This is a genomic window from Marinobacterium sp. xm-a-127 (assembly GCF_013283425.1).
Taxonomy (GTDB): Bacteria; Pseudomonadota; Gammaproteobacteria; order Pseudomonadales; family Balneatricaceae; genus Marinobacterium_E.
Genome location: NZ_WBYH01000002.1, coordinates 220,352 through 239,277, shown reverse-complemented (window position 1 = coordinate 239,277; position 18,926 = coordinate 220,352). Strand labels below are relative to the sequence as shown.

The window sequence follows — 18,926 nt, the reverse complement described above, 5'->3', positions numbered from 1 at the left end:
CGCTAATAGCGTCTATTTTAGAAGCGGGTTGATGCCCGCTTCTAGTAATAGATGGTTTAACCCAATCAGTGGCAGGCCAATTAGAGTATTAGGGTCTCTGCTCTCAATCGACTCAAACAGAGTGATACCTAACCCCTCGCATTTAAAACTGCCTGCGCAGTCCAGCGGTTGCTCGCGATCAATGTAAGCTGTGATCTCTGCGTCTGACAGTTCTCTAAAGGTCACGACAACCTCTTCTAGATACTCTCTAGTCTCCTCAGTTTGGCTGTTGAAAAGCGCCAAAGAGGTTAGAAAGCTGACACGCCGACCGCTGCACAAAGAGAGCTGGGTAATCGCTCTCTCTTTGGTTAAAGGTTTGCCAAGAATCAGCTGGTCAAGCGTAGCCAGTTGATCAGACCCTATAATCCAGTGTGCAGGGAACTCTTTAGCTAACGCCTTGGCTTTCAGTTGGGCTAAACGAGCCGCACAAGCCTCTGGAGACTCGCCGGCTATTGGCGTCTCATCGATGTCGGGAGAGGCGTGTTCAAACTCATTTAAAATGCGAGACAGTAGTTCGCGGCGATATTTTGAGCTTGAGGCTAAAACGATCGGTAATTGGTGGCTTTTCATCGATATTCCGCTGCGATTTTGTGCAGATTGGGCTTTTGTTAGCTAAAGAGGCTCTAACCTAACAAATATCCTCAATTAATGGCATATATTCCTTTACAGTTGGGCTTCAGATCCCTAGAATTGCGCGCTTATGTCGAACGGCCCTCTTCCGAAAAAAGTCGACCCTCGGAAACTTGCCGAGCGGGAAGCAGTTTTAACAGGCACTATTGCACTGCAATCTATGCCTCAGCTCTGCTCCTTGCTGGTCAGTCCCTGTGGTGATGTCAATGTAGAACTGGCTTTTGCCCTTGATGAGCAGAAGCTAAGAACTGTGACCGGACAAGCGAACGTTGAAGTTCAGCAACAGTGTCAACGTTGCTTGGAGCCAGTGACATTGCAATTGGAAGCAGAGTTCAGTTTAGCCGTTGTGTTAAACGAAGAGCAGGCCAAGAATTTGCCCCGTTACTATGATCCTCTACTGTTAGAGGATGATGTAAATCTTGCAGATTTGGTCGGAGAAGAGTTGATACTGAGTTTACCAGCCGTCTGTTATCATGATGACTGTTCAGTAAAAATGTCCTTCGGCGAAGATGAGATACCTGCGGAGCAGATTGAAAAACCGAATCCATTTAGTGTGCTAGCGAGCCTTAAGAAGTAGCGCTAGTAAAGTAAGATCCAGGAGTAAAAACCATGGCAGTACAGCAGAACAAAAAGTCTCGTTCACGTCGCGATATGCGCCGTTCACACGATGCACTTAGCAACCCAACTCTTTCAGTTGAACAGACTACTGGTGAGACTCACCGTCGTCACCACATGACAGCTGACGGTTTCTACCGCGGTCGTCAGGTTGTTGCAAAAGGCGACGAGTAAGTCTTAGCCGTGCAACACAGTTATTGCATCGCTGTTGATGCAATGGGCGGGGACTTCGGTCCCCGTATTACTGTTGAGGCCTCCCTCGCAGTTCTTAAAGATCACCCTGATCTATCGATTACCCTTGTGGGTGATCAAGAGCAGATCGCTCCCTATCTTCCTAAAGACGCTAATTCACAGTTAAGCCTTGTGCATGCTTCATCGGTTATTACGGCCGATATGAGGGTAATTTCCGCTCTGCGTGAAGGCTCGGACAGCTCAATGCAGTTAGCTCTGGATCAGCTCGCATCAGGTTCGGCCTGTGCCGTTGTGAGTGCTGGCAATACGGGGGCTTTGATGGCCCTTGCGAGACGCACCTTGGGAATGATTCAGGGGATCGATCGTCCCGCTATCTCTGCAGCTATGCCGACCTTGAAAGGCGAGTGTCAGGTCGTCGATTTGGGCGCTAACTTAGACTCATCCCCAGAGATGCTAAAGCAGTTTGCTGTGTTGGGGCGCGCTTTGGTGCGGGTTACAACAGGTAGAGATCCAAAAATTGGTCTGCTTAACGTAGGCTCTGAAGAGACCAAGGGCAACGAGACGCTTCGTGAAGCGAGTGCTCAGATAGCGGAACTTCCAGAGGTGAACTACATCGGCTTTGTTGAAGGCGCTGATCTGTTTGTTGGTGAAGCGGATTTGATCGTCTGTGATGGTCTGGTCGGTAACGTGGCCCTAAAGAGTAGCGAAGGGGTCGCTAAGCTGCTAGCTCATCGACTGCGCCAGGTGTTTGCAGGTTCACTCTACAGTAAAGTCATCGCATGGCTGGCTAGCCCAATGCTGACAGCCCTGACTAAATCGCTCGATTCAGGTCAAAGAAATGGTGCACTGTTTTTAGGTTTGAATGGTCTGGTCGTTAAAAGTCATGGTGCTGCGAACGCTAATGACTTTAAGGCGGCTTTAGAAAACACTCTGAATATGCTTAAAGCCGATCTGCCTAACCAGTTGGCGGATCAGGTTGCTCAGGATCTAAACAGTTCCCCTTAAGGGTTCAGATATTCCTCATATGATGTAAACTCCGCATTAGGAATTTTTATGGAGTTAATCTCCGACAGTTAATCGAGGACAACATGTCTCAATCACTTGCATTGGTCTTCCCAGGCCAAGGTTCACAATCACTCGGTATGTTGAGTGATCTAGCTGCACAGCACTCTATTATCACGGATACGTTTAAAGAGGCTTCTGAAGCCTTAGGTCAGGATCTTTGGGCTATTGCTCAAGAGGGGCCTGAAGCGGTTCTTAATAGCACTGAGAATACACAACCCGTTCTGCTGACTTCGAGTGTCGCTCTGTGGCGTTTATGGCAACAGCAGGGTGGTGAAGCACCCTCGGTTGTCGCAGGTCACTCACTGGGTGAATACTCCGCGCTAGTTTGTGCTGGTGCTATCTCCTTGGCTGACGGTGTGCGTCTGGTTCGCCTTCGTGGCGAGTTGATGCAGGCTGCGGTTCCTGCTGGTACTGGGGCGATGGCGGCAATTCTTGGTCTTGATGACGCGGCTGTTGTGGCTGCTTGTGAGCAAGCCGCTCAAGGTGCAGTGGTCTCTGCTGTTAACTTTAACTGCCCAGGTCAGGTCGTAATTGCCGGTGAGAAAGCAGCGGTTGAGCGTGGTGTGGAAGCTTGTAAAGAGGCGGGTGCTAAACGTGCAGTAGAGCTACCTGTATCGGTGCCTTCTCACTGTGCTTTGATGCAGCCAGCAGCTGAGAAGTTGGCTGAAGCATTGGCAAAGATTGAGATTACACTGCCAGCGATTAAACTCATTCACAACGTCAATGCATCGACCTGTGAAGATGTTGCTGAATTGCGTGATCTGTTGGTGCAGCAGCTGTACAGTCCAGTGCGTTGGACTGAGAGCGTACAAGCAATGTTAGCACTGGGTGTTGATCGCACCGTTGAGTGTGGTCCAGGTAAAGTTCTGTCGGGTCTGAATAAGAAAGTCGATCGCGCATTAACCGTTTTGAATATTGGTGATTCTGCGGGTCTAGATAAAGCCCTAGAAGCACAAAATAGCTAAGGATTAAAAGATGAGTTTAGAAAATAAAGTTGCGCTAGTAACAGGTGCTACCCGCGGTATCGGTAAAGCGATCGCAGAGAATCTCGCTGCACAGGGCGCTACCGTTCTTGGAACAGCAACGAGTGAAGGTGGTGCTAGTGCAATCACTGAATACTTAGCTGCAGCCGGTAATGCGGGTAAAGGTTATGTACTAAACGTCTCTGATAAAGAGTCGGTTGATGCGGTACTGGCACAGATCCAAGAGGAGTTCGGTGCGGTTACCATTCTGGTCAACAATGCTGGTATTACTAAAGACAACCTGATGATGCGTATGAAGGATGATGAGTGGGATTCTGTGCTGAATACCAATCTTTCGTCAGTCTACCGCATGGTTAAAGGTGTTCTACGCGGCATGACAAAAGCGCGCTGGGGTCGTGTGGTCAGCGTCAGCTCTGTTGTGGCCTCTATGGGTAACGCGGGTCAAGCAAACTACGCAGCAGCTAAAGCAGGTATGGAAGGTTTCTCACGTGCATTGGCTCGTGAATTAGGTAGTCGTAACGTGACGGTCAACTGTGTTGCGCCTGGTTTCATCGATACCGATATGACGGCTGATCTACCTGAAGCACATAAAGAGATGCTGCAGTCTCAGATATCACTGTCACGTCTAGGTAAGCCTGAAGAGATCGCAGCAGTCGTTGGTTTCTTATGCAGCGAATCTGGCGGTTATGTGACCGGTGAAACGATCCAGGTCAACGGTGGTATGTACATGGGTTAAAACCCCCGTTTAGGTGTGGTTTTTTACCGTATAAAAGGTTGTAATTTCCATCAGATAGCGGATAATTGCACCCAGTTAACAATTGTTGCTTATCTTTTATGTAAGCAGCGGTTTTCTAAAATTCCCAAAGTGTCAGTATAGATACAGTGGGCGTTGAAACATTATAGGAATCGATATGAGCAATATTGAAGATCGCGTTAAGAAAATTATCGCCGAGCAACTTGGTGTTAAAGAAGAAGAAGTGACTAACGAAGCTTCTTTCGTAGAAGACCTCGGTGCTGATTCACTTGACACTGTTGAACTAGTAATGGCTCTTGAAGAGGAATTCGAAACTGAAATTCCTGATGAAGAAGCTGAGAAAATCACTACAGTTCAGCTAGCAATCGACTACGTTAACGCTAACCAGTAATCGGTTCTACGTACGTTCGAAAAGCCGCACCTGCCTAGAGTAGTTGCGGCTTTTCTTTTATTAGCCCATCGGAGAGTTTTAGATGTCGCGCAATCGAGTTGTAGTCACAGGTCTTGGTCTATTAACACCTGTTGGTCAAACGGTCGATGACACTTGGTCAAATATTCTTGCGGGAAAGAGTGGTGCAGGCCCAATTGAGCATTTTGATGCTTCGGCTTTCAGCACACGTTTCTCATCATCTGTTAAAGATTTTCAACTAGAGCCTTACCTCAACCCTAAAGAGGCTCGTAAGATGGATCTGTTCATTCAATACGGCATGGTGGCTGCTATTCAAGCAGTTGAAGATTCCGGTATTGAAGTCTCAGAAGAGAATGCACCACGCATTGGTTGTGCCATTGGCTCCGGCATCGGTGGTCTACCAATGATTGAAAACACACACGACATACTGAATAAGTCAGGCCCTCGTCGAGTCTCTCCATTTTTCGTTCCTGGCAGTATCATCAATATGATCGCCGGTAACCTAGCCATTAAATATGGCTTCCGTGGACCGAATATTGCGATCACAACCGCCTGTACAACCGGTACCCACAACATTGGTCATGCGATGCGTATGATTCAATACGGTGATGCTGATGTGATGATCGCAGGTGGCTCTGAGATGGCGACAACGCCACTTGGTTTGGGTGGTTTTGCCGCTGCGCGTGCCTTGTCGAGTCGTAACGACGATCCACAAGCAGCAAGTCGTCCATGGGATCGTGATCGTGATGGGTTTGTGCTGGGTGATGGTGCCGGAATGTTGGTACTTGAGTCCTATGAGCATGCTAAAGCGCGTGGTGCGAAGATCTACTGTGAGTTGAGTGGCTTTGGTATGAGTGATGACGCCTACCACATGACTTCACCACCAGAGGATGGTGCCGGTGCTGCTCTGTCGATGACTAATGCGATTAAAGATTCCGGTCTGAACGTCGATCAAATCAACTACATCAATGCACACGGCACATCGACTCCGGCGGGTGATATTGCGGAATCCAATGCGGCTAAAGCGGTATTGGGAAGCGCTGCTTCAGATGTCCGTATGAGCTCGACTAAATCTATGATAGGTCACCTATTAGGGGCTGCAGGTGCTGTCGAAGCAGCCTTCTGTGTGCTGGCTCTTCGTGATCAAGTAGCGCCGCCTACGATCAACTTGGATAACCCAAGTGAAGGCTGTGACCTTAACTATGTGGCTCACACGGCCCAAGAGGCGAAGCTATTTGCCGCTATGTCCAACTCATTTGGCTTTGGTGGTACCAACGGTACACTCGTCTTTAACAAGATCTAGCGACCGTTGAGTCGGGTGCCTATCGGCCCCGACTCATACTGATTGCTAATACTCATTGGGTTTAGGTTTGTTAAAACGAACAGTCATAGTATTTGTTGCTTTTTTTATGGTGCTTGCCTCTGTTGGGTGGAGCCAATATCAGTCCGTTCTTGATCTTCCTAAACAGCGTCTAGCGCTCCAGCAACCAACCACCTTGACGGTTCCTACTGGCTATACGGCCTCACGCTTGGTTCAAGAGCTATCCGATCGTCACTGGTTGGATGAGCCGTTCAAACTTAAGTTACTGTTTAAGCTTCAGCCAGAACTCACCAAGTTGCGCAGCGGCGAGTATGAGGTAAGGGTGGGTGATACCCTAGAGACCCTGCTTGATCGTCTCATATCGGGTCGATCTGTGCAGTATCGAGTGACCCTTATTGAGGGGGCAACCGTTAAAGAGATGCTGGCCTCTCTTGCAGACAATGAACTGCTTGAGAAAACATTGAGTGCTACGGATGCCGCCAGTTTGTCGACTGAACTGGGCCTCAATGTCGATTCATCTGAAGGCCTATTTTTAGCCGAGACCTACTATTTTGAGCGGGGTACAACGGACAAAGAACTGCTGCTTCGTGCACACAGAATGCTTAATGATGTGTTAGATAAGCATTGGCAGAGTCGTGATATAACATTGCCGCTTGAGAGTTCCTACGAAGCCCTTATTCTGGCATCTATCATCGAGAAAGAGACGGGTTTGAGTAGTGAGCGGGGGCAGATCTCGGGTGTCTTCATTCGTCGTCTGAATCGGGGTATGCGACTGCAGACCGATCCAACCGTGATCTATGGCTTAGGTGAGCGTTATCAGGGCAATCTGACACGTAAGCATTTAAAAGAGTCGACACCCTATAACACTTATAGAATTCCAGCGCTCCCTCCTACGCCAATTGCATTGGTAGGGGAGGATGCGATTGTCGCAGCGCTTAATCCTGAGCCTGGTAAGGCGCTCTATTTTGTCGCCAAAGGTGACGGTTCGCACCAGTTTTCAGATACACTAGAGCAACACAATCGCGCCGTAAGAGAGTATCAATTGAAACGTCGCAAAGATTATCGTTCTACACCAGAGGCCAACTAATGCAAGGCAAGTTCATTACACTCGAAGGTGGTGAAGGGGTCGGTAAAACGACCAACTTAGACTACATTCAAGACTGTCTCGAATCGTCCGGTATCGATCTGGTCGTGACACGTGAACCGGGTGGAACTGAATTGGCTGAACAGGTTCGTGAGCTGCTTTTGACCCCGCGATCTGAATCGATGTCCGAGATGACAGAACTCCTTCTTGTCTTTGCTGCTCGAGCACAGCATGTTGAGACCCTCATTAAACCCGCTTTGGCTGCAGGTAAATGGGTGCTTTGTGATCGTTTTATCGATGCGACTCATGCTTATCAGGGTGGTGGCCGAGCGATGAATCAAACGACTATTGATCAGCTAGAGTCGTTGGTGTTGTCCGATCTTCAACCCGACTTAACCCTACTGCTAGACCTACCGGTTGAGGTAGGTATGAGCCGTGCGCGTGCACGAGCTGCGCTCGATCGCTTCGAACAAGAGGAGATGAGCTTCTTTGGTCGGGTACGCGATCGTTACCTAGAGCGTGCAGCGGCTTCAAACGGACGCATTCGAATTATTGATGCAGAGCCTTCCATTCCTCAGGTTCAAGCCCAAATTGCGGCGGTGCTGCGTGAGTTTGGAGTTGCCTTGTGAGCATTCTTCCTTGGCAGGCAGAGTATTGGCAGCGTATTGATCAGTTGATCGCTGATAATAAGTTACCTCATGCGCTGTTATTGGCTGGGCATAAAGGGGTGGGTAAACGTGCCTTTGCTGAGCACCTCGCTAAACGCTTGCTCTGTAATAACCCTAGGGGTTCAGAACCCTGTGGTCAATGTAAAACCTGTGAGCTGATTCAGCACGAGACGCATCCGGACCTGCTTCACCTCTCACCTGAAGAGGCTGGTAAGGTGATTAAAGTTGATCAGGTGCGCGAAACCATTGATCGCTTACACGGCACTGCGCAGCAGGGTGGTTATCGCGTCTTGATCATCGACCCTGCAGAAGAGATGAATATCTCTGCGGCCAATGCTCTGTTGAAAACCCTCGAAGAGCCTGGCAATAACACACTCATCCTGTTGATTGCTCACCAGTTAGGTCAGGTGATGCCGACCATTCGTAGTCGTTGTCAAAGAGTTGAATTTAGTCTGCCTGAAGCTGGTTTAGCGACTGATTGGCTGGCCGAAAAGCTTCAGCTACCTCCTGAAAAAGCCAAAGGTTACTTGGGGTTAGCGCAAGGAGCTCCATTAACAGCTTACGAATGGAAGTCCGGTGGTGCGATTGATCTTCGTGCCAATTTTTTGGGTGGCTTGGCCGATCTGTTGCGTGCTCGAGTCAGCCCAGTCGCCTTGGCAGAGAAATACCAAAAAGAGGATCTGCGTCTGCCTCTAATTTGGTGGCAATCTCTGTTGGGTGATATTGTAAGAATTCAGATTGCGCAGGATGAACAGCCTCGCATCAATTTGGATATGCGTAAGATGGTGGATTCAGTTGCAAAACAGGCGAATGCAAGCCGTGTACTGAAACTCTATGAGTCAGTTCAAGTTGAATTAAACGCGATCCAACGCCACCTAAACCCCAATAAGCAGCTACTATTAGAGAAACTGTTTTTTGATTGGAAAGAGTTGAGTGTTAAGTAATGGTTGAGACAGTTAAATCAGAAAATCACGGCATCCTCGGACTCGTTATACATACGAAAGAGGATCTCTATCGAGCTTACATGCCGTTTTTAGAGCGTGGTGGTCTGTTTATACCAACCAAAGATCAGTACGAGCTAGGCGAAGAGATCTTCCTGCTGCTATCGCTAATGGGGGAGCCTGATAAGATCCCTGTCACCGGCAAAGTGGTTTGGCAAACACCTAAGAATGCGCAGGGCGGTAAAGTGCCGGGGATTGGTATTCAACTCTCATCTGACGAGACTGAGCTGCTTAAGAAGATTGATACCTACCTTGCGGGTGCACACGAATCAGGCCGTCAAACGCTTACCATTTAATTTTCATCGTTTTCAAAGTTTACAATCATGTTCATCGATTCTCATTGTCACTTAGACCGTTTAGATCTCTCCAAACATAACGATTCACTGACTGAGCTGCTTAATGATGCACGTCAACGCGGTGTCTCTAAAATGCTCTGTGTCGGTATCGATATGAATCTCTACCCTGCGATGTTAGAGGCAATAGAGGGGCAGTCTGATGTCTACGCTTCGGTTGGCATTCACCCATGCCACGTCGAAGAGAGTCCTTGGAATGAGGCTCAGATTCGCCAAGCGGTTGCGGCAAATCAGCGTGTCGTCGCCTTAGGTGAGACTGGACTCGATTTCTTCTATAAGACGGATACCAAAGAGCAGCAGGTAGAGAGTTTTGCTAACCACTTAAAGCTGGGAAGTGAGTTGGATCTCCCCGTCATCATTCACACACGTGAAGCGAGAGAAGAGACGCTTGAGGTGATGCAGGAGCATGCGGATCCAAAGACTGCTGGGGTGATGCACTGTTTTACAGAGACGATGGAGATGGCGATGCGCTCGATTGAGCTCGGCTTTATGATCTCTTTCTCAGGCATTATCACCTTTAAGAACGCCGCGGATCTTCGTGAGGTCGTTAAAGCGGTCCCACTGGATAAGTTCCTCATTGAGACCGATTCACCCTATCTAGCGCCTGTACCTTACCGCGGTAAACCGAACCAACCAGGTTACGTCGCAGAAGTCGCACAGTGCGTTGCTGATCTTAAGGGGCTTAGAGTAGAAGAGGTGGCTGAACGTTCAGCGGCTAACTTCCACCGCCTGTTCAAAAAAGCGGTTTAGATAACCTACAGACAGTTGTCCGGTTTAGGCAGTCCTGCAATCAGGGCAATACGTTTAACCGGGCTACCCTCGCCAGGAAAGAGCTGCATTAGGTAGATACTTTTCCCTTTATCAGCCCCCAGATGCAGTGTGGTGTATTTGATGAACGGACGCATCGCAGGGGATAGTTCAAACTCTTGATAGAACTGACGCATCAGGTCAATCAATTCCCAGTGAGCTTCTGTAAGCTCTAGATCAATGCTCTCTGCAAAGGACTCAGCCAGCTCAACATTCCACTGAGTTAAATTTTCTAGGTACCCTTCGGCATCCAATGGGTAGCTAACACCGTTAACCAGCAGATCACTCATTAGAACCAACTCACAGAGCGCGGATACTGAATCGTCAGATCGACAAACCCACCATCGCTACAGGTCGGTAATGAACTAAGGACCCCACGAGCCTGGCAATCGCACTCTAAAACCGTCGCGGGGCAGGGTAGTTCTTGTAATGAACGGCTTAAGCCTTCAGAAGCCCAGTAGACGCCATTTTCGATAAGAAGTAGATGATCATCAGCCTGCAGTAGCTCAAGGCATGCCTGAAGCTTGTTGGGGCTGTTAGGCGGTGTATTGACGATGTAGAGAGTGCCTCTGATCTTGTCGTTGGAGCTAGACATGGAAAATATGATCCTGTTGGCGAATGAGTAGTGCGATCTCAGAACGACTCAACGCTTTTGCCGGCAGAGCAAGCTTGTCTTGAGTAATGCCTCGCTCCTCTAAAGAGTCAGCACAATAGAACAGATCCTCTACATCGTAGAGCGGAAGCGCCTGCTGCATGGCGGAAAGGTTTTTCTGCTCTATCACTGCTGGGTTTTGATCCGGTAGCAGTTGGAACACGCCATCACCCTGAAACAGAAGAGAGACCTTCTGATCAAACAGAGCGGCAGCCAGTGCAAGGTCAGTTGCCTCTCGGGCTTGAGCGCTTCCATAAGGTGCTGAAGAGGTGATCACAAGAAACTGTTTCATGAACCAGCCCCAAAGGTAACGACACGGTCAGATTCCACCGCACTGGCGACTAGCTGCCCCAGACCCGATAGATCATAGCCGTCCGCTAAATTGTCACCCGTCTTGCTGTAGCGGCTACTCTCCGCTGAGTTAATAACCCCACGCCGTACCGCCGCCGCAATGCAGACAACAGCATCCAGTGAGTGTTGAGTAACAAACTGCTGCCACTGCTCAGGCAGGTTTAACTCATCTTGCGGAGCAACACTGTGACTGGTCGCATTGTGAACCCCAGCACCATAAAAAAATAGGCGCTCAATGCTATGACCCGCCTTCAAAAGCGTACGAGCAAAGCGCAAAGCGGTATGGCTGCTCTGATGATCGATCGGCGCGGATTGAATGATGAGGGTGTATTTCATGGTGAGAATTCTAACAACTTATTTTTGATAGGCACATCTTTGTGGGTGTTTTGTTATTGAAGATCAAAAGCGAATACCCAGCCTAAAGGCTGGCCATTGGCACTCTCGATCGGACGTGGACGACTGGCACGAGATTCGAATTTGGCACTGTTGGAGCGGTCTTGAAAAGGCCGCGATTGGTATCCATTAGAGTTTATCTAAAAGCACCAGTGACTGGCTTCAGCCTGTCATCTGCTTTATCGGTGTTTTCCAGATTGGCAGTAAAGTCTACCAGCGGTTGACAGGCTGAAGGCCAGTTAAGTCCAGGGATGGTCTATATGCAGTCATTGCAGGAGCAAATTACTGCCACCGAAAAGATCGCCACATCTTCGATATGCCTCCAACAAAAAATCCCCGCTATTGCGGGGATTTTAAAAGAAACTCAAACAACAAATTAGTCGTCGTTAAACGCACCCACTAGGCTCAGTAGGTGAACAAACAAGTTGTAGACGTTTAGGTAGAGACCCACCGTCGCCATGATGTAGTTAGTGTAGGTACCGTTGATGATGTTGCTTGTATCGTACAGAAGGAAACCTGCCATTAGGAATACAACCGCGGCAGAGAAGGCAAGCTGCATGCCTGATACATCCACACCGAACAGAGGCAGAATGAACATCGCAAGCATCGCTACGATCAGTACGATAGAGCCCGCAGCTAGGAATCCACCCATGAAGCTGAAATCACGGCGGCTAGACATGACGTAGCCAGTTAGACCGAAGAAGGTTACTGCAGTCATACCCAGAGCCGTCGCTACAATTTGACCGCCATTAGGAAGTGCTAGGTAGGAGTTAAGGATAGGGCCTAGACCAAAACCCATTAGACCTGTGAAAAGGAAGGTCAGTGGGAGTGCAGCGGCTGTATTCTGCTTCTTGTTGATGACAAAAAGCATAATGAAGCTGACAATGATGCTTCCTAGGTAGACGATAAACGGTGGGTTGATCGCCATAGAGATAACGGCAGTGACGGTACTGAATACCATGGTCATCGCAAGCAACATGTATGTGTTGCGAATCATTTTATTGGTATCGCGTACGGCACCCTGTGCTTGTGTGTTGATACTGTCGTAAGTGGCCATAATGTCCTCTTCTCGTTGCTGGTTTGGTTCGGTTTATTTCAACCTGAACGCTTTAGTTTTATAGCTATCTATAATGTTGAGCATTTTACTCAAGATTTCAAGTTTTTAGTTATGATTTTTAACCTTAACCCCCAGTAAATATGGGGCTTTTAAGTAATATCGAATGGTTCGAAGTGGATGCTTAAATGCTTCAATGTCGGTACAATTCTGCAATAAATTTTTATTAAAGGGTTGTTCGGTTTGGCACAAGCACACGAGAGTTTTCAATTTATCCGTTCAGAAATGATCAACTCGCTCGGTATCGAGATGAGTGAGTATGAGCACAAGGCGACAGGGGCTAAGCACTTCCACCTTGCAACTGACTATGATGAAAACGTCTTTTTAGTGGCCTTCAGAACCATGCCTGAAGATTCAACCGGGGTGGCTCATATCCTCGAACATACAGCGCTTTGTGGTAGTGAGCGTTTTCCTGTTCGTGATCCCTTCTTCATGATGACTCGCCGTTCACTGAATACCTTCATGAACGCGTTTACCAGCAGCGATTGGACTGCGTACCCCTTTGCCAGCCAGAACCGTAAAGACTTTTTCAATCTCTTGGATGTCTATCTTGATGCTGCATTTTTCCCGCGTCTCGACCCATTAGATTTTGCGCAAGAGGGACACCGTGTAGAGCTAGCGGAAGCGGGTAATCCAGAGTCGGACCTGCTCTTTAAAGGAGTCGTATTCAACGAGATGAAGGGGGCCATGAGCTCAACCACATCGGTGCTGTGGCAAACGGTATCTAAATACCTGTTTCCAACGACGACCTACCACTACAACTCGGGTGGTGAACCTGCGGATATTCCGGATCTGACCTACGATCAGTTAAAAGCCTTTCATGAGACCCACTATCACCCAAGTAATGCCATTGTCATGACCTTTGGTGATATTTCCGTTGACGAATTACAGCGTCGCTTTGAAGAGCAGGCGTTTAATCGTTTTGAACGACTCGATGCTGAATTGAGTGTGGCCGATGAGAAGCGTTACTTTGCCCCGATCAAGGTGGAAGAGGCCTACCCACTGGATCAGGGTGAGACAGAGGGGAAGACCCATCATGTCCTCGGTTGGTTGACCAAGCCTTCGATCGATCTTAAGGCAGAACTTGAGGGGCAACTTCTGTCACGCGTTCTGTTGGATAATTCCAGTTCACCCCTGCGAGCCGCTCTAGAGTCAACAGATTTAGGAGCTGCACCTTCACCGCTTTGTGGTATCGAGGACTCTAATCGCGAAATGTCATTCCTCTGTGGTATCGAGGGGAGTGAGCCTGAGCGAGCGGCGCAGTTTGAGCAGCTGGTGTTGGATACGCTGCAAGAGGTGGTTGATCAGGGTGTTGATCCATCCGTTGTGGCCGCCCAACTGCACCAGTTGGAGCTTCAACAACGAGAAATTACTGGTGATCACTACCCCTTTGGTATGTCGCTAATCCTAGCCTCCCTATCAAATGCGATTCACCGTGGTGATGCCATTGCGAGCCTCAATATTGACTCTGTTCTGGATCAACTACGAGAGGAGATTAAAGACCCTCAGTTCATTCCGAATCTAGTAAAAACTTGGTTGCTCGATAACCCGCACCGTGTGCTACTCACTCTAAGGCCTGATACCGAATTGAGTCAGCGTAAAGATCAGGCTGAGGCGGATCGTCTGGCCCAATACAAACAGAGTTTGAGTCGTGAAGCGTTAGAGTCGATCGATGCGCTCGCTAAACAGCTCGAAGAGCGTCAAACCCAAGCCGATGACCCTTCACTGCTGCCAAAAGTGACTTTAGAGGATGTTCCTGTTGAATGTCACTTCCCGGTAGGTGATCAGGTCAATGATTCCACTACTTGGTTTACAGCCGGCACCAATGGCATCGTCTACCAACAGCTGCTGTTTGATCTGCCAGAACTAACGGCAAGGCAGCAGACCCTTCTACCACTCTACACTCAGTGTCTAACGGAATTGGGTAGTGCTGGCCGAACCTACAAAGAGCACCAGGCATTGGAGAGTGCCATCAGTGGTGGAATCTCAGCTTCTATCAATGCGCGAGCGGCGACCGATGATGCGACGCAACTGCGCGCTATCCTGATCTTATCCGGCAAAGGGTTGGTTGTTAATCAAGCGGCACTCTCTGAGTTGATGGCCGATATGTTGGTTTCAGCACCTTTTAATGAGACGGCTCGTATCGCTGAGTTGCTAAACCAGAACGCGTCTCGAAAAGAGCAGTCTGTTACTGGGCAGGGTCACTCGTTAGCGATTTTGGCCGCCAGTGCAGGTCTAGCACCTGGGGCCGGTTTCTCACACGCCTCTAGAGGTTTGCCATCGATTAAATTGGCCCGTGAGTTGGCTGATCAATCCAGTGATGAAAGCCAGTTGAACGCCTTAGCTGAGGAGCTTAGAGGCATTCACCAAGCAATAATGGCCTCTAGCCCTAAAGCGCTGTTAGTGGCTGATTCAGAGCATAAAGAGAGCTGTCTGCGCCAGTTTGAAAAAGAGTTCGCGCGTCTATCCTCTGGTTCGGTCGATAAGCCTTTCCAAGTATCGGCTGAAGCGCCAGTGAAGCAGCAGGCTTGGATTGTTAATACACAGGTAAACTTCTGTGCCAAGGTCTTCAGGACCGTTACTGTTGCGCATCCAGATGCCGCCGCGTTGACCGTTGCTGGTGAGATTCTCCGCAACGGTTACCTGCATCGTGCCATTCGAGAGCAGGGTGGTGCTTACGGTTCGGGTGCTAGCCAAGACAGTGGTGACGGGCTATTCCGTTTCTACAGCTACCGTGATCCAAACAGCATCGAGACGATCAACCATTTCGATCAATCAGTGGCTTGGTTGCTTGACGGTGGTGCGGATTCTGAAAAGTTGGAAGAGGCAATCTTGGGTGTGATCAGTTCGATCGATAAACCGGGTTCACCGGCTGGCGAAGCTAAAGCGACTCACCTGAATGCGCTCTTTGGCCGTACACCGGAACAACGCATGGAGTATCGCTCAAGAGTGTTAGCTGTCACCTTAGGTGATATTGAGCGCGTCGTTAATCAGTACCTATCAAACCCTGAAGAGGGCTATGAAGCGATTGTGACCAGCGCTAAAACGGCAGAGACTCTCTCTGACGACTACCAGCGATTCTCGTTGTGAGTGAGCAGGGGGCGAACCAGCTCTTAAAAGGAGTTCTGTTAGTTATTTTTGCAGAAGCTGTCTTGGTGGCTACCGGTGTGTTAATTCGAACCGTTGCTGAGGCGCTCTCGGTTGCACAGTTGGTCTTCTTACGAAACGCCTTTGGTCTGCTCATTATGCTACCACTGGTGTTGGGTGCGAAGGGGATCTCGCTGAAAACCTCACGCATCAACCTTCATTTGGGTAGGGCTCTGGTTGGTGTCTCTGCTATGTCCTGTCTCTACTATGGCTGGACCCATCTTCCTCTGGGTACGGCAGCCCTATTAAAACAGACGGCACCGCTGTTCATGCCACTGCTGGCGCTCTGGTTCTTGAAAGAGAAGATCCACCCCATTCTTTTTTGGTCCCTACCGATCGGGTTTGTTGGGGTAGCACTAGTCCTTAATCCGGCCAATGCCGGTTTGCAACTGGCAGTATTGATAGGCCTTGCTGGTGCTGTGCTGGGGGCTCAAGCAAAAATTTTCGTGCGTAAAATGAAAGATACAGAACCCTCTCGCAGGGTGGTCTTCTACTTCTCGCTATTTGCGTCACTATTCAGTGCACCCTTTGCACTGCAGGGGTGGGTGGCAATGGGCTGGTTTGAGTTAGCGGGTGTTATTGGAATCGCTGCGCTATCGACCTTGGCGCAACTCTCAATGACTAAGGCATACCATAGCGCCCCCGCTGGTTATCTTGGGCCATTCACCTACAGCTCAGTCATCATAGCCAGTCTGGTCGGTTGGTTGTTGTGGGATGAGACTCTAGCAACCTTAACGATTGCCGGTATGGGGTTAATTGTGTTGGGTGGGGTGATGACGTTGAAAGCGAAAGCGTAGGATTGGCAGTATGCCGGTGACTGGTATTCAGCCTGTCACCCGCTCTTTTAGTTTACTGCCAAGCTCTGCACGTAATTTAAAAGCGGATGACAGGCTTCAGCCTGTCACCAGTACGTTGGAGCCTTATCGAAGATGAGGCGATCTTTTTTCGCGACCTTTTCAAGATCGCTCCAACAAAAAAACCGCGGCAAGCCGCGGTTTTTTTATTCACGCTAACCCTTAGGCATCGATGATGCTGTTTAGAGTCTCACTTGGGCGCATAACCTTAGTTACAACGTCTAGCGGTGCATGGTAGTAACCCTGAAGATCCGCTGGGTTGCCTTGAACGGCTGCTAGCTCTTCTAGGATTTTCGCTTCGTTAGCGCTTAGATCTTCAGCAACTTTAGCGAAGGTTGCTGCTAGCTCTTTATCTTCTTCCTGCTGTGCAAGTTCCTGTGCCCAGTAAAGGCCTAGGTAGAAGTGGCTTCCGCGGTTGTCCAGTTCACCAGTACGACGAGAGGGTGACTTACCACGCTCAAGTAGTGTTTCAGTTGCACGATCGAGTGCTGCTGCAAGAACTTTAGCACGTGGTTTGTTCTCTTTGATGCCTAGCTCTTCTAGTGAGACACCGATTGCAAGGAATTCACCTAAAGAGTCCCAACGTAGGTGGTTCTCTTCGACAACCTGCTGTACGTGCTTAGGTGCAGAACCACCAGCGCCTGTTTCGTACATACCGCCGCCCGCAAGCATTGGAACAACGGATAGCATCTTAGCAGAAGTGCCTAGCTCCATGATTGGGAATAGGTCGGTTAGGTAGTCACGAAGTACGTTACCGGTAACAGAGATGGTATCCATGCCACGGATTAGACGCTCACAAGTAGAGCGCATCGCGCGTACGTAAGACATGATGCGAAGATCTAGACCTTCAGTGTCGTGTTCTTGTAGGTAGAGTTCTACCTTCTTACGAAGTTCACGGTCGTGGGCACGTTCAGCGTCTAGCCAGAAGATCGCAGGAGTGTCTGATTGACGTGAACGAGTCACAGCCAATTTAACCCAGTCACGGATCGCAGCATCTTTGGTCTGACACGCACGCCAGATATCACCTTTCTCAACTTTGTGGCCCATCAATACAGTGCCGTCTTCAGCAACGACGCGCATGATGCCATCCTCTTCCATTTCGAAGGTCTTATCGTGCGAACCGTACTCTTCCGCTTTCATCGCCATTAGACCGACGTTTGGAACGGTACCCATAGTCGTTGGATCGAACGCACCGTGCGTTTTACAGAAGTTGATCATCTCCTGGTAGATACGAGCGTAAGTCGATTCAGGCATGACCGCTTTAGTGTCTTTAGTCTTGCCGTCAGGGCCCCACATCTTACCTGAGTTACGGATCATCGCAGGCATAGAGGCGTCGACGATAACGTCTGAAGGTACGTGAAGGTTAGTGATGCCTTTAACGGAATCAACCATCGCCATTTCTGGGCGGTGCAGTGCAGCTGCGTGGATATCTTCTAGGATCTCTTCACGCTTAGAGTTAGGCAGTGTTTCAAGCTTATCAAGAATGTTACCCATACCGTTGTTAGGGTTAACACCTAGCTCTTCAAACAGCTCGCCCCACTTGTCCCATACCTCTTTGTAGAAGACAGTCACTGCGTGACCGAAAACGATTGGGTGAGAGACTTTCATCATGGTCGCTTTCACGTGCAGTGACCACATAACACCAGACTCTTTACAGTCTTGAAGTGTCTCTTCGAAGAAGTTGCGTAGCGCTTTAGCGCTCATGAACATGCCGTCAAGTACTTCGCCTTTCTGAAGGTCTAGCTCTTTCTTAACAGTGATGTTGCCATCGCCACAGATGAATTCGATACGGACCTTAGTGTCCTTCTCCATCGTTACAGACTGTTCGCTTGAGAAGAAGTCGCCGCCGTTCATGTAGTCAGCGTGCGTACGTGACGCTTTGCTCCATTGCCCCATGCTGTGTGGGTGCTTGCGTGCAAAGGCTTTAACAGCCGCTGGAGCACGACGGTCTGAGTTACCCTGACGTAGTACAGGGTTAACAGCGGAACCTAGAATCTTAGAGTAACGATCACGGATCTCGATCTCTTTGTCGTTACGTGGCTCATCTGGGAATTCAGGTACGTGGTAGCCCTGGCCCTGAAGTTCAGCAATTGCAGCTTTCAACTGAGGTACAGAGGCTGAGATGTTTGGTAGTTTGATCAGGTTAAGGTTTGGATCAGAGGTCATGTTACCTAGTTGTGCTAGACCGTCTTCAACCTTCTGTTGATCGTTAAGGTACTCGGGGAAAGAGGAGAGGATACGTCCTGCTAGTGAGATGTCGCAGAGTTCAACATTAATGTCTGCGGTTTTAGCAAACTTACGTACGATCGGTAGTAGTGATGCTGTCGCAAGTGCTGGTGCTTCGTCAGTGAGTGTGTAGACGATGGTACTTGGTTTTTTAGCCATTCTAGTCCCCAAATGTTAACGGTAGGATTCCATCAAATTGAAGTTTGTGACCTCAATTTATTTCCTTCGGAATCTGCGGTGATAGTTTCGCAGCGCGCATTATACTGGG

21 protein-coding genes are annotated in these 18,926 nt (G+C 49.1%); 14 read left to right on the top strand and 7 right to left on the bottom strand.

Going from position 1 to position 18,926, the window contains the following annotated elements; genetic code table 11:
• Positions 1–12 precede the first annotated feature (12 nt).
• Complete coding sequence (locus tag XMA127_RS05255; protein WP_173481605.1) at positions 13–609, bottom strand: nucleoside triphosphate pyrophosphatase; 597 nt, start codon at positions 607–609, stop codon at positions 13–15.
• 130 nt (positions 610–739) lie between these two features.
• On the opposite strand from XMA127_RS05255, the gene XMA127_RS05250 reads away from it, so the two are divergent.
• The 12 genes from XMA127_RS05250 to XMA127_RS05195 all read left to right on the top strand — a co-directional run bounded on the left by XMA127_RS05250 (position 740) and on the right by XMA127_RS05195 (position 9,864).
• The gene (locus XMA127_RS05250) at positions 740–1,246 is read left to right on the top strand and encodes a YceD family protein (RefSeq protein ID WP_173481604.1); all 507 of its coding nucleotides are present in this window, start codon (positions 740–742) and stop codon (positions 1,244–1,246) included.
• A gap of 32 nt (positions 1,247–1,278) precedes the next feature.
• Complete coding sequence (rpmF, locus tag XMA127_RS05245; RefSeq protein WP_173481603.1) at positions 1,279–1,458, top strand: 50S ribosomal protein L32; 180 nt, start codon at positions 1,279–1,281, stop codon at positions 1,456–1,458.
• Between the two features lie 9 nt (positions 1,459–1,467).
• Positions 1,468–2,481 (top strand): phosphate acyltransferase PlsX, encoded by a 1,014-nt coding sequence (plsX, locus tag XMA127_RS05240; protein WP_173483199.1) that lies wholly within the window; start codon positions 1,468–1,470, stop codon positions 2,479–2,481.
• Between the two features lie 83 nt (positions 2,482–2,564).
• Complete coding sequence (fabD, locus tag XMA127_RS05235) at positions 2,565–3,506, top strand: ACP S-malonyltransferase (RefSeq protein WP_173498144.1); 942 nt, start codon at positions 2,565–2,567, stop codon at positions 3,504–3,506.
• Positions 3,507–3,516: 10 nt separating this feature from the next.
• Positions 3,517–4,260, top strand: a complete 744-nt coding sequence (fabG, locus tag XMA127_RS05230; RefSeq protein ID WP_173481600.1) for a 3-oxoacyl-ACP reductase FabG — start codon at positions 3,517–3,519, stop codon at positions 4,258–4,260.
• Between the two features lie 175 nt (positions 4,261–4,435).
• Positions 4,436–4,669: an acyl carrier protein gene (acpP, locus tag XMA127_RS05225; protein ID WP_173481599.1), complete on the top strand. Its 234-nt coding sequence runs from the start codon at positions 4,436–4,438 to the stop codon at positions 4,667–4,669.
• Positions 4,670–4,751: 82 nt separating this feature from the next.
• Positions 4,752–5,990, top strand: coding sequence for a beta-ketoacyl-ACP synthase II (gene fabF, locus XMA127_RS05220; RefSeq protein WP_173481598.1), 1,239 nt, complete (start codon positions 4,752–4,754; stop codon positions 5,988–5,990).
• A 67-nt stretch (positions 5,991–6,057) separates the two neighbouring features.
• Complete coding sequence (gene mltG / locus XMA127_RS05215) at positions 6,058–7,095, top strand: endolytic transglycosylase MltG (RefSeq protein WP_173481597.1); 1,038 nt, start codon at positions 6,058–6,060, stop codon at positions 7,093–7,095.
• On the top strand, positions 7,095–7,721 hold the full coding sequence (gene tmk / locus XMA127_RS05210) for a dTMP kinase (RefSeq protein ID WP_173498978.1): 627 nt from the start codon (positions 7,095–7,097) through the stop codon (positions 7,719–7,721). The genes mltG and tmk overlap by 1 nt, the downstream gene beginning before the upstream one ends.
• Entirely contained in the window at positions 7,718–8,704 is a 987-nt protein-coding gene (locus XMA127_RS05205) for a DNA polymerase III subunit delta' (protein WP_173498977.1), read from the top strand. Before tmk ends, XMA127_RS05205 begins: the two co-directional genes overlap by 4 nt.
• A complete protein-coding gene (locus tag XMA127_RS05200) occupies positions 8,704–9,057 on the top strand; it encodes a PilZ domain-containing protein (RefSeq protein ID WP_173481594.1) in 354 nt (117 codons plus the stop codon). The genes XMA127_RS05205 and XMA127_RS05200 overlap by 1 nt, the downstream gene beginning before the upstream one ends.
• A 27-nt stretch (positions 9,058–9,084) precedes the next feature.
• Entirely contained in the window at positions 9,085–9,864 is a 780-nt protein-coding gene (locus tag XMA127_RS05195) for a TatD family hydrolase (RefSeq protein ID WP_173498976.1), read from the top strand.
• 5 nt (positions 9,865–9,869) lie between these two features.
• Here XMA127_RS05195 and XMA127_RS05190 read toward each other — a convergent pair whose 3' ends face one another.
• The 5 genes from XMA127_RS05190 to XMA127_RS05170 all read right to left on the bottom strand — a co-directional run bounded on the left by XMA127_RS05190 (position 9,870) and on the right by XMA127_RS05170 (position 12,374).
• The gene (locus tag XMA127_RS05190) at positions 9,870–10,211 is read right to left on the bottom strand and encodes a TusE/DsrC/DsvC family sulfur relay protein (RefSeq protein WP_173481592.1); all 342 of its coding nucleotides are present in this window, start codon (positions 10,209–10,211) and stop codon (positions 9,870–9,872) included.
• Complete coding sequence (gene tusB, locus XMA127_RS05185; RefSeq protein ID WP_173481591.1) at positions 10,211–10,516, bottom strand: sulfurtransferase complex subunit TusB; 306 nt, start codon at positions 10,514–10,516, stop codon at positions 10,211–10,213. Before tusB ends, XMA127_RS05190 begins: the two co-directional genes overlap by 1 nt.
• Positions 10,509–10,865: a sulfurtransferase complex subunit TusC gene (gene tusC, locus XMA127_RS05180; RefSeq protein WP_173481590.1), complete on the bottom strand. Its 357-nt coding sequence runs from the start codon at positions 10,863–10,865 to the stop codon at positions 10,509–10,511. Before tusC ends, tusB begins: the two co-directional genes overlap by 8 nt.
• Positions 10,862–11,260, bottom strand: coding sequence for a sulfurtransferase complex subunit TusD (gene tusD, locus XMA127_RS05175; protein WP_173481589.1), 399 nt, complete (start codon positions 11,258–11,260; stop codon positions 10,862–10,864). Before tusD ends, tusC begins: the two co-directional genes overlap by 4 nt.
• A 433-nt stretch (positions 11,261–11,693) precedes the next feature.
• Positions 11,694–12,374 (bottom strand): Bax inhibitor-1/YccA family protein, encoded by a 681-nt coding sequence (locus XMA127_RS05170; RefSeq protein WP_173481588.1) that lies wholly within the window; start codon positions 12,372–12,374, stop codon positions 11,694–11,696.
• Positions 12,375–12,614: 240 nt separating this feature from the next.
• Between XMA127_RS05170 and XMA127_RS05165 the strand changes: the two genes are divergently transcribed.
• Positions 12,615–15,521 (top strand): insulinase family protein, encoded by a 2,907-nt coding sequence (locus XMA127_RS05165; protein WP_371731509.1) that lies wholly within the window; start codon positions 12,615–12,617, stop codon positions 15,519–15,521.
• Positions 15,518–16,375, top strand: a complete 858-nt coding sequence (locus tag XMA127_RS05160; RefSeq protein ID WP_173498975.1) for a DMT family transporter — start codon at positions 15,518–15,520, stop codon at positions 16,373–16,375. The genes XMA127_RS05165 and XMA127_RS05160 overlap by 4 nt, the downstream gene beginning before the upstream one ends.
• 219 nt (positions 16,376–16,594) lie before the next feature.
• Here XMA127_RS05160 and XMA127_RS05155 read toward each other — a convergent pair whose 3' ends face one another.
• Positions 16,595–18,817 (bottom strand): NADP-dependent isocitrate dehydrogenase, encoded by a 2,223-nt coding sequence (locus XMA127_RS05155; RefSeq protein ID WP_173481586.1) that lies wholly within the window; start codon positions 18,815–18,817, stop codon positions 16,595–16,597.
• Positions 18,818–18,926 lie beyond the last annotated feature (109 nt).

Bases quoted from the DNA above. Each gene is read 5' to 3' on its own strand.
- XMA127_RS05250 (WP_173481604.1), top strand. From the start codon at position 740: ATGTCGAACGGCCCTCTTCCGAAAAAAGTCGACCCTCGGAAACTTGCC.
- fabF (WP_173481598.1), top strand. From the start codon at position 4,752: ATGTCGCGCAATCGAGTTGTAGTCACAGGTCTTGGTCTATTAACACCT.
- rpmF (WP_173481603.1), top strand. From the start codon at position 1,279: ATGGCAGTACAGCAGAACAAAAAGTCTCGTTCACGTCGCGATATGCGC.
- XMA127_RS05190 (WP_173481592.1), bottom strand. From the start codon at position 10,211: ATGAGTGATCTGCTGGTTAACGGTGTTAGCTACCCATTGGATGCCGAA.
- XMA127_RS05155 (WP_173481586.1), bottom strand. From the start codon at position 18,817: ATGGCTAAAAAACCAAGTACCATCGTCTACACACTCACTGACGAAGCA.
- XMA127_RS05170 (WP_173481588.1), bottom strand. From the start codon at position 12,374: ATGGCCACTTACGACAGTATCAACACACAAGCACAGGGTGCCGTACGC.
- fabG (WP_173481600.1), top strand. From the start codon at position 3,517: ATGAGTTTAGAAAATAAAGTTGCGCTAGTAACAGGTGCTACCCGCGGT.
- tusD (WP_173481589.1), bottom strand. From the start codon at position 11,260: ATGAAATACACCCTCATCATTCAATCCGCGCCGATCGATCATCAGAGC.
- tusC (WP_173481590.1), bottom strand. From the start codon at position 10,865: ATGAAACAGTTTCTTGTGATCACCTCTTCAGCACCTTATGGAAGCGCT.
- XMA127_RS05200 (WP_173481594.1), top strand. From the start codon at position 8,704: ATGGTTGAGACAGTTAAATCAGAAAATCACGGCATCCTCGGACTCGTT.
- acpP (WP_173481599.1), top strand. From the start codon at position 4,436: ATGAGCAATATTGAAGATCGCGTTAAGAAAATTATCGCCGAGCAACTT.
- fabD (WP_173498144.1), top strand. From the start codon at position 2,565: ATGTCTCAATCACTTGCATTGGTCTTCCCAGGCCAAGGTTCACAATCA.
- XMA127_RS05255 (WP_173481605.1), bottom strand. From the start codon at position 609: ATGAAAAGCCACCAATTACCGATCGTTTTAGCCTCAAGCTCAAAATAT.
- tusB (WP_173481591.1), bottom strand. From the start codon at position 10,516: ATGTCTAGCTCCAACGACAAGATCAGAGGCACTCTCTACATCGTCAAT.
- tmk (WP_173498978.1), top strand. From the start codon at position 7,095: ATGCAAGGCAAGTTCATTACACTCGAAGGTGGTGAAGGGGTCGGTAAA.
- XMA127_RS05195 (WP_173498976.1), top strand. From the start codon at position 9,085: ATGTTCATCGATTCTCATTGTCACTTAGACCGTTTAGATCTCTCCAAA.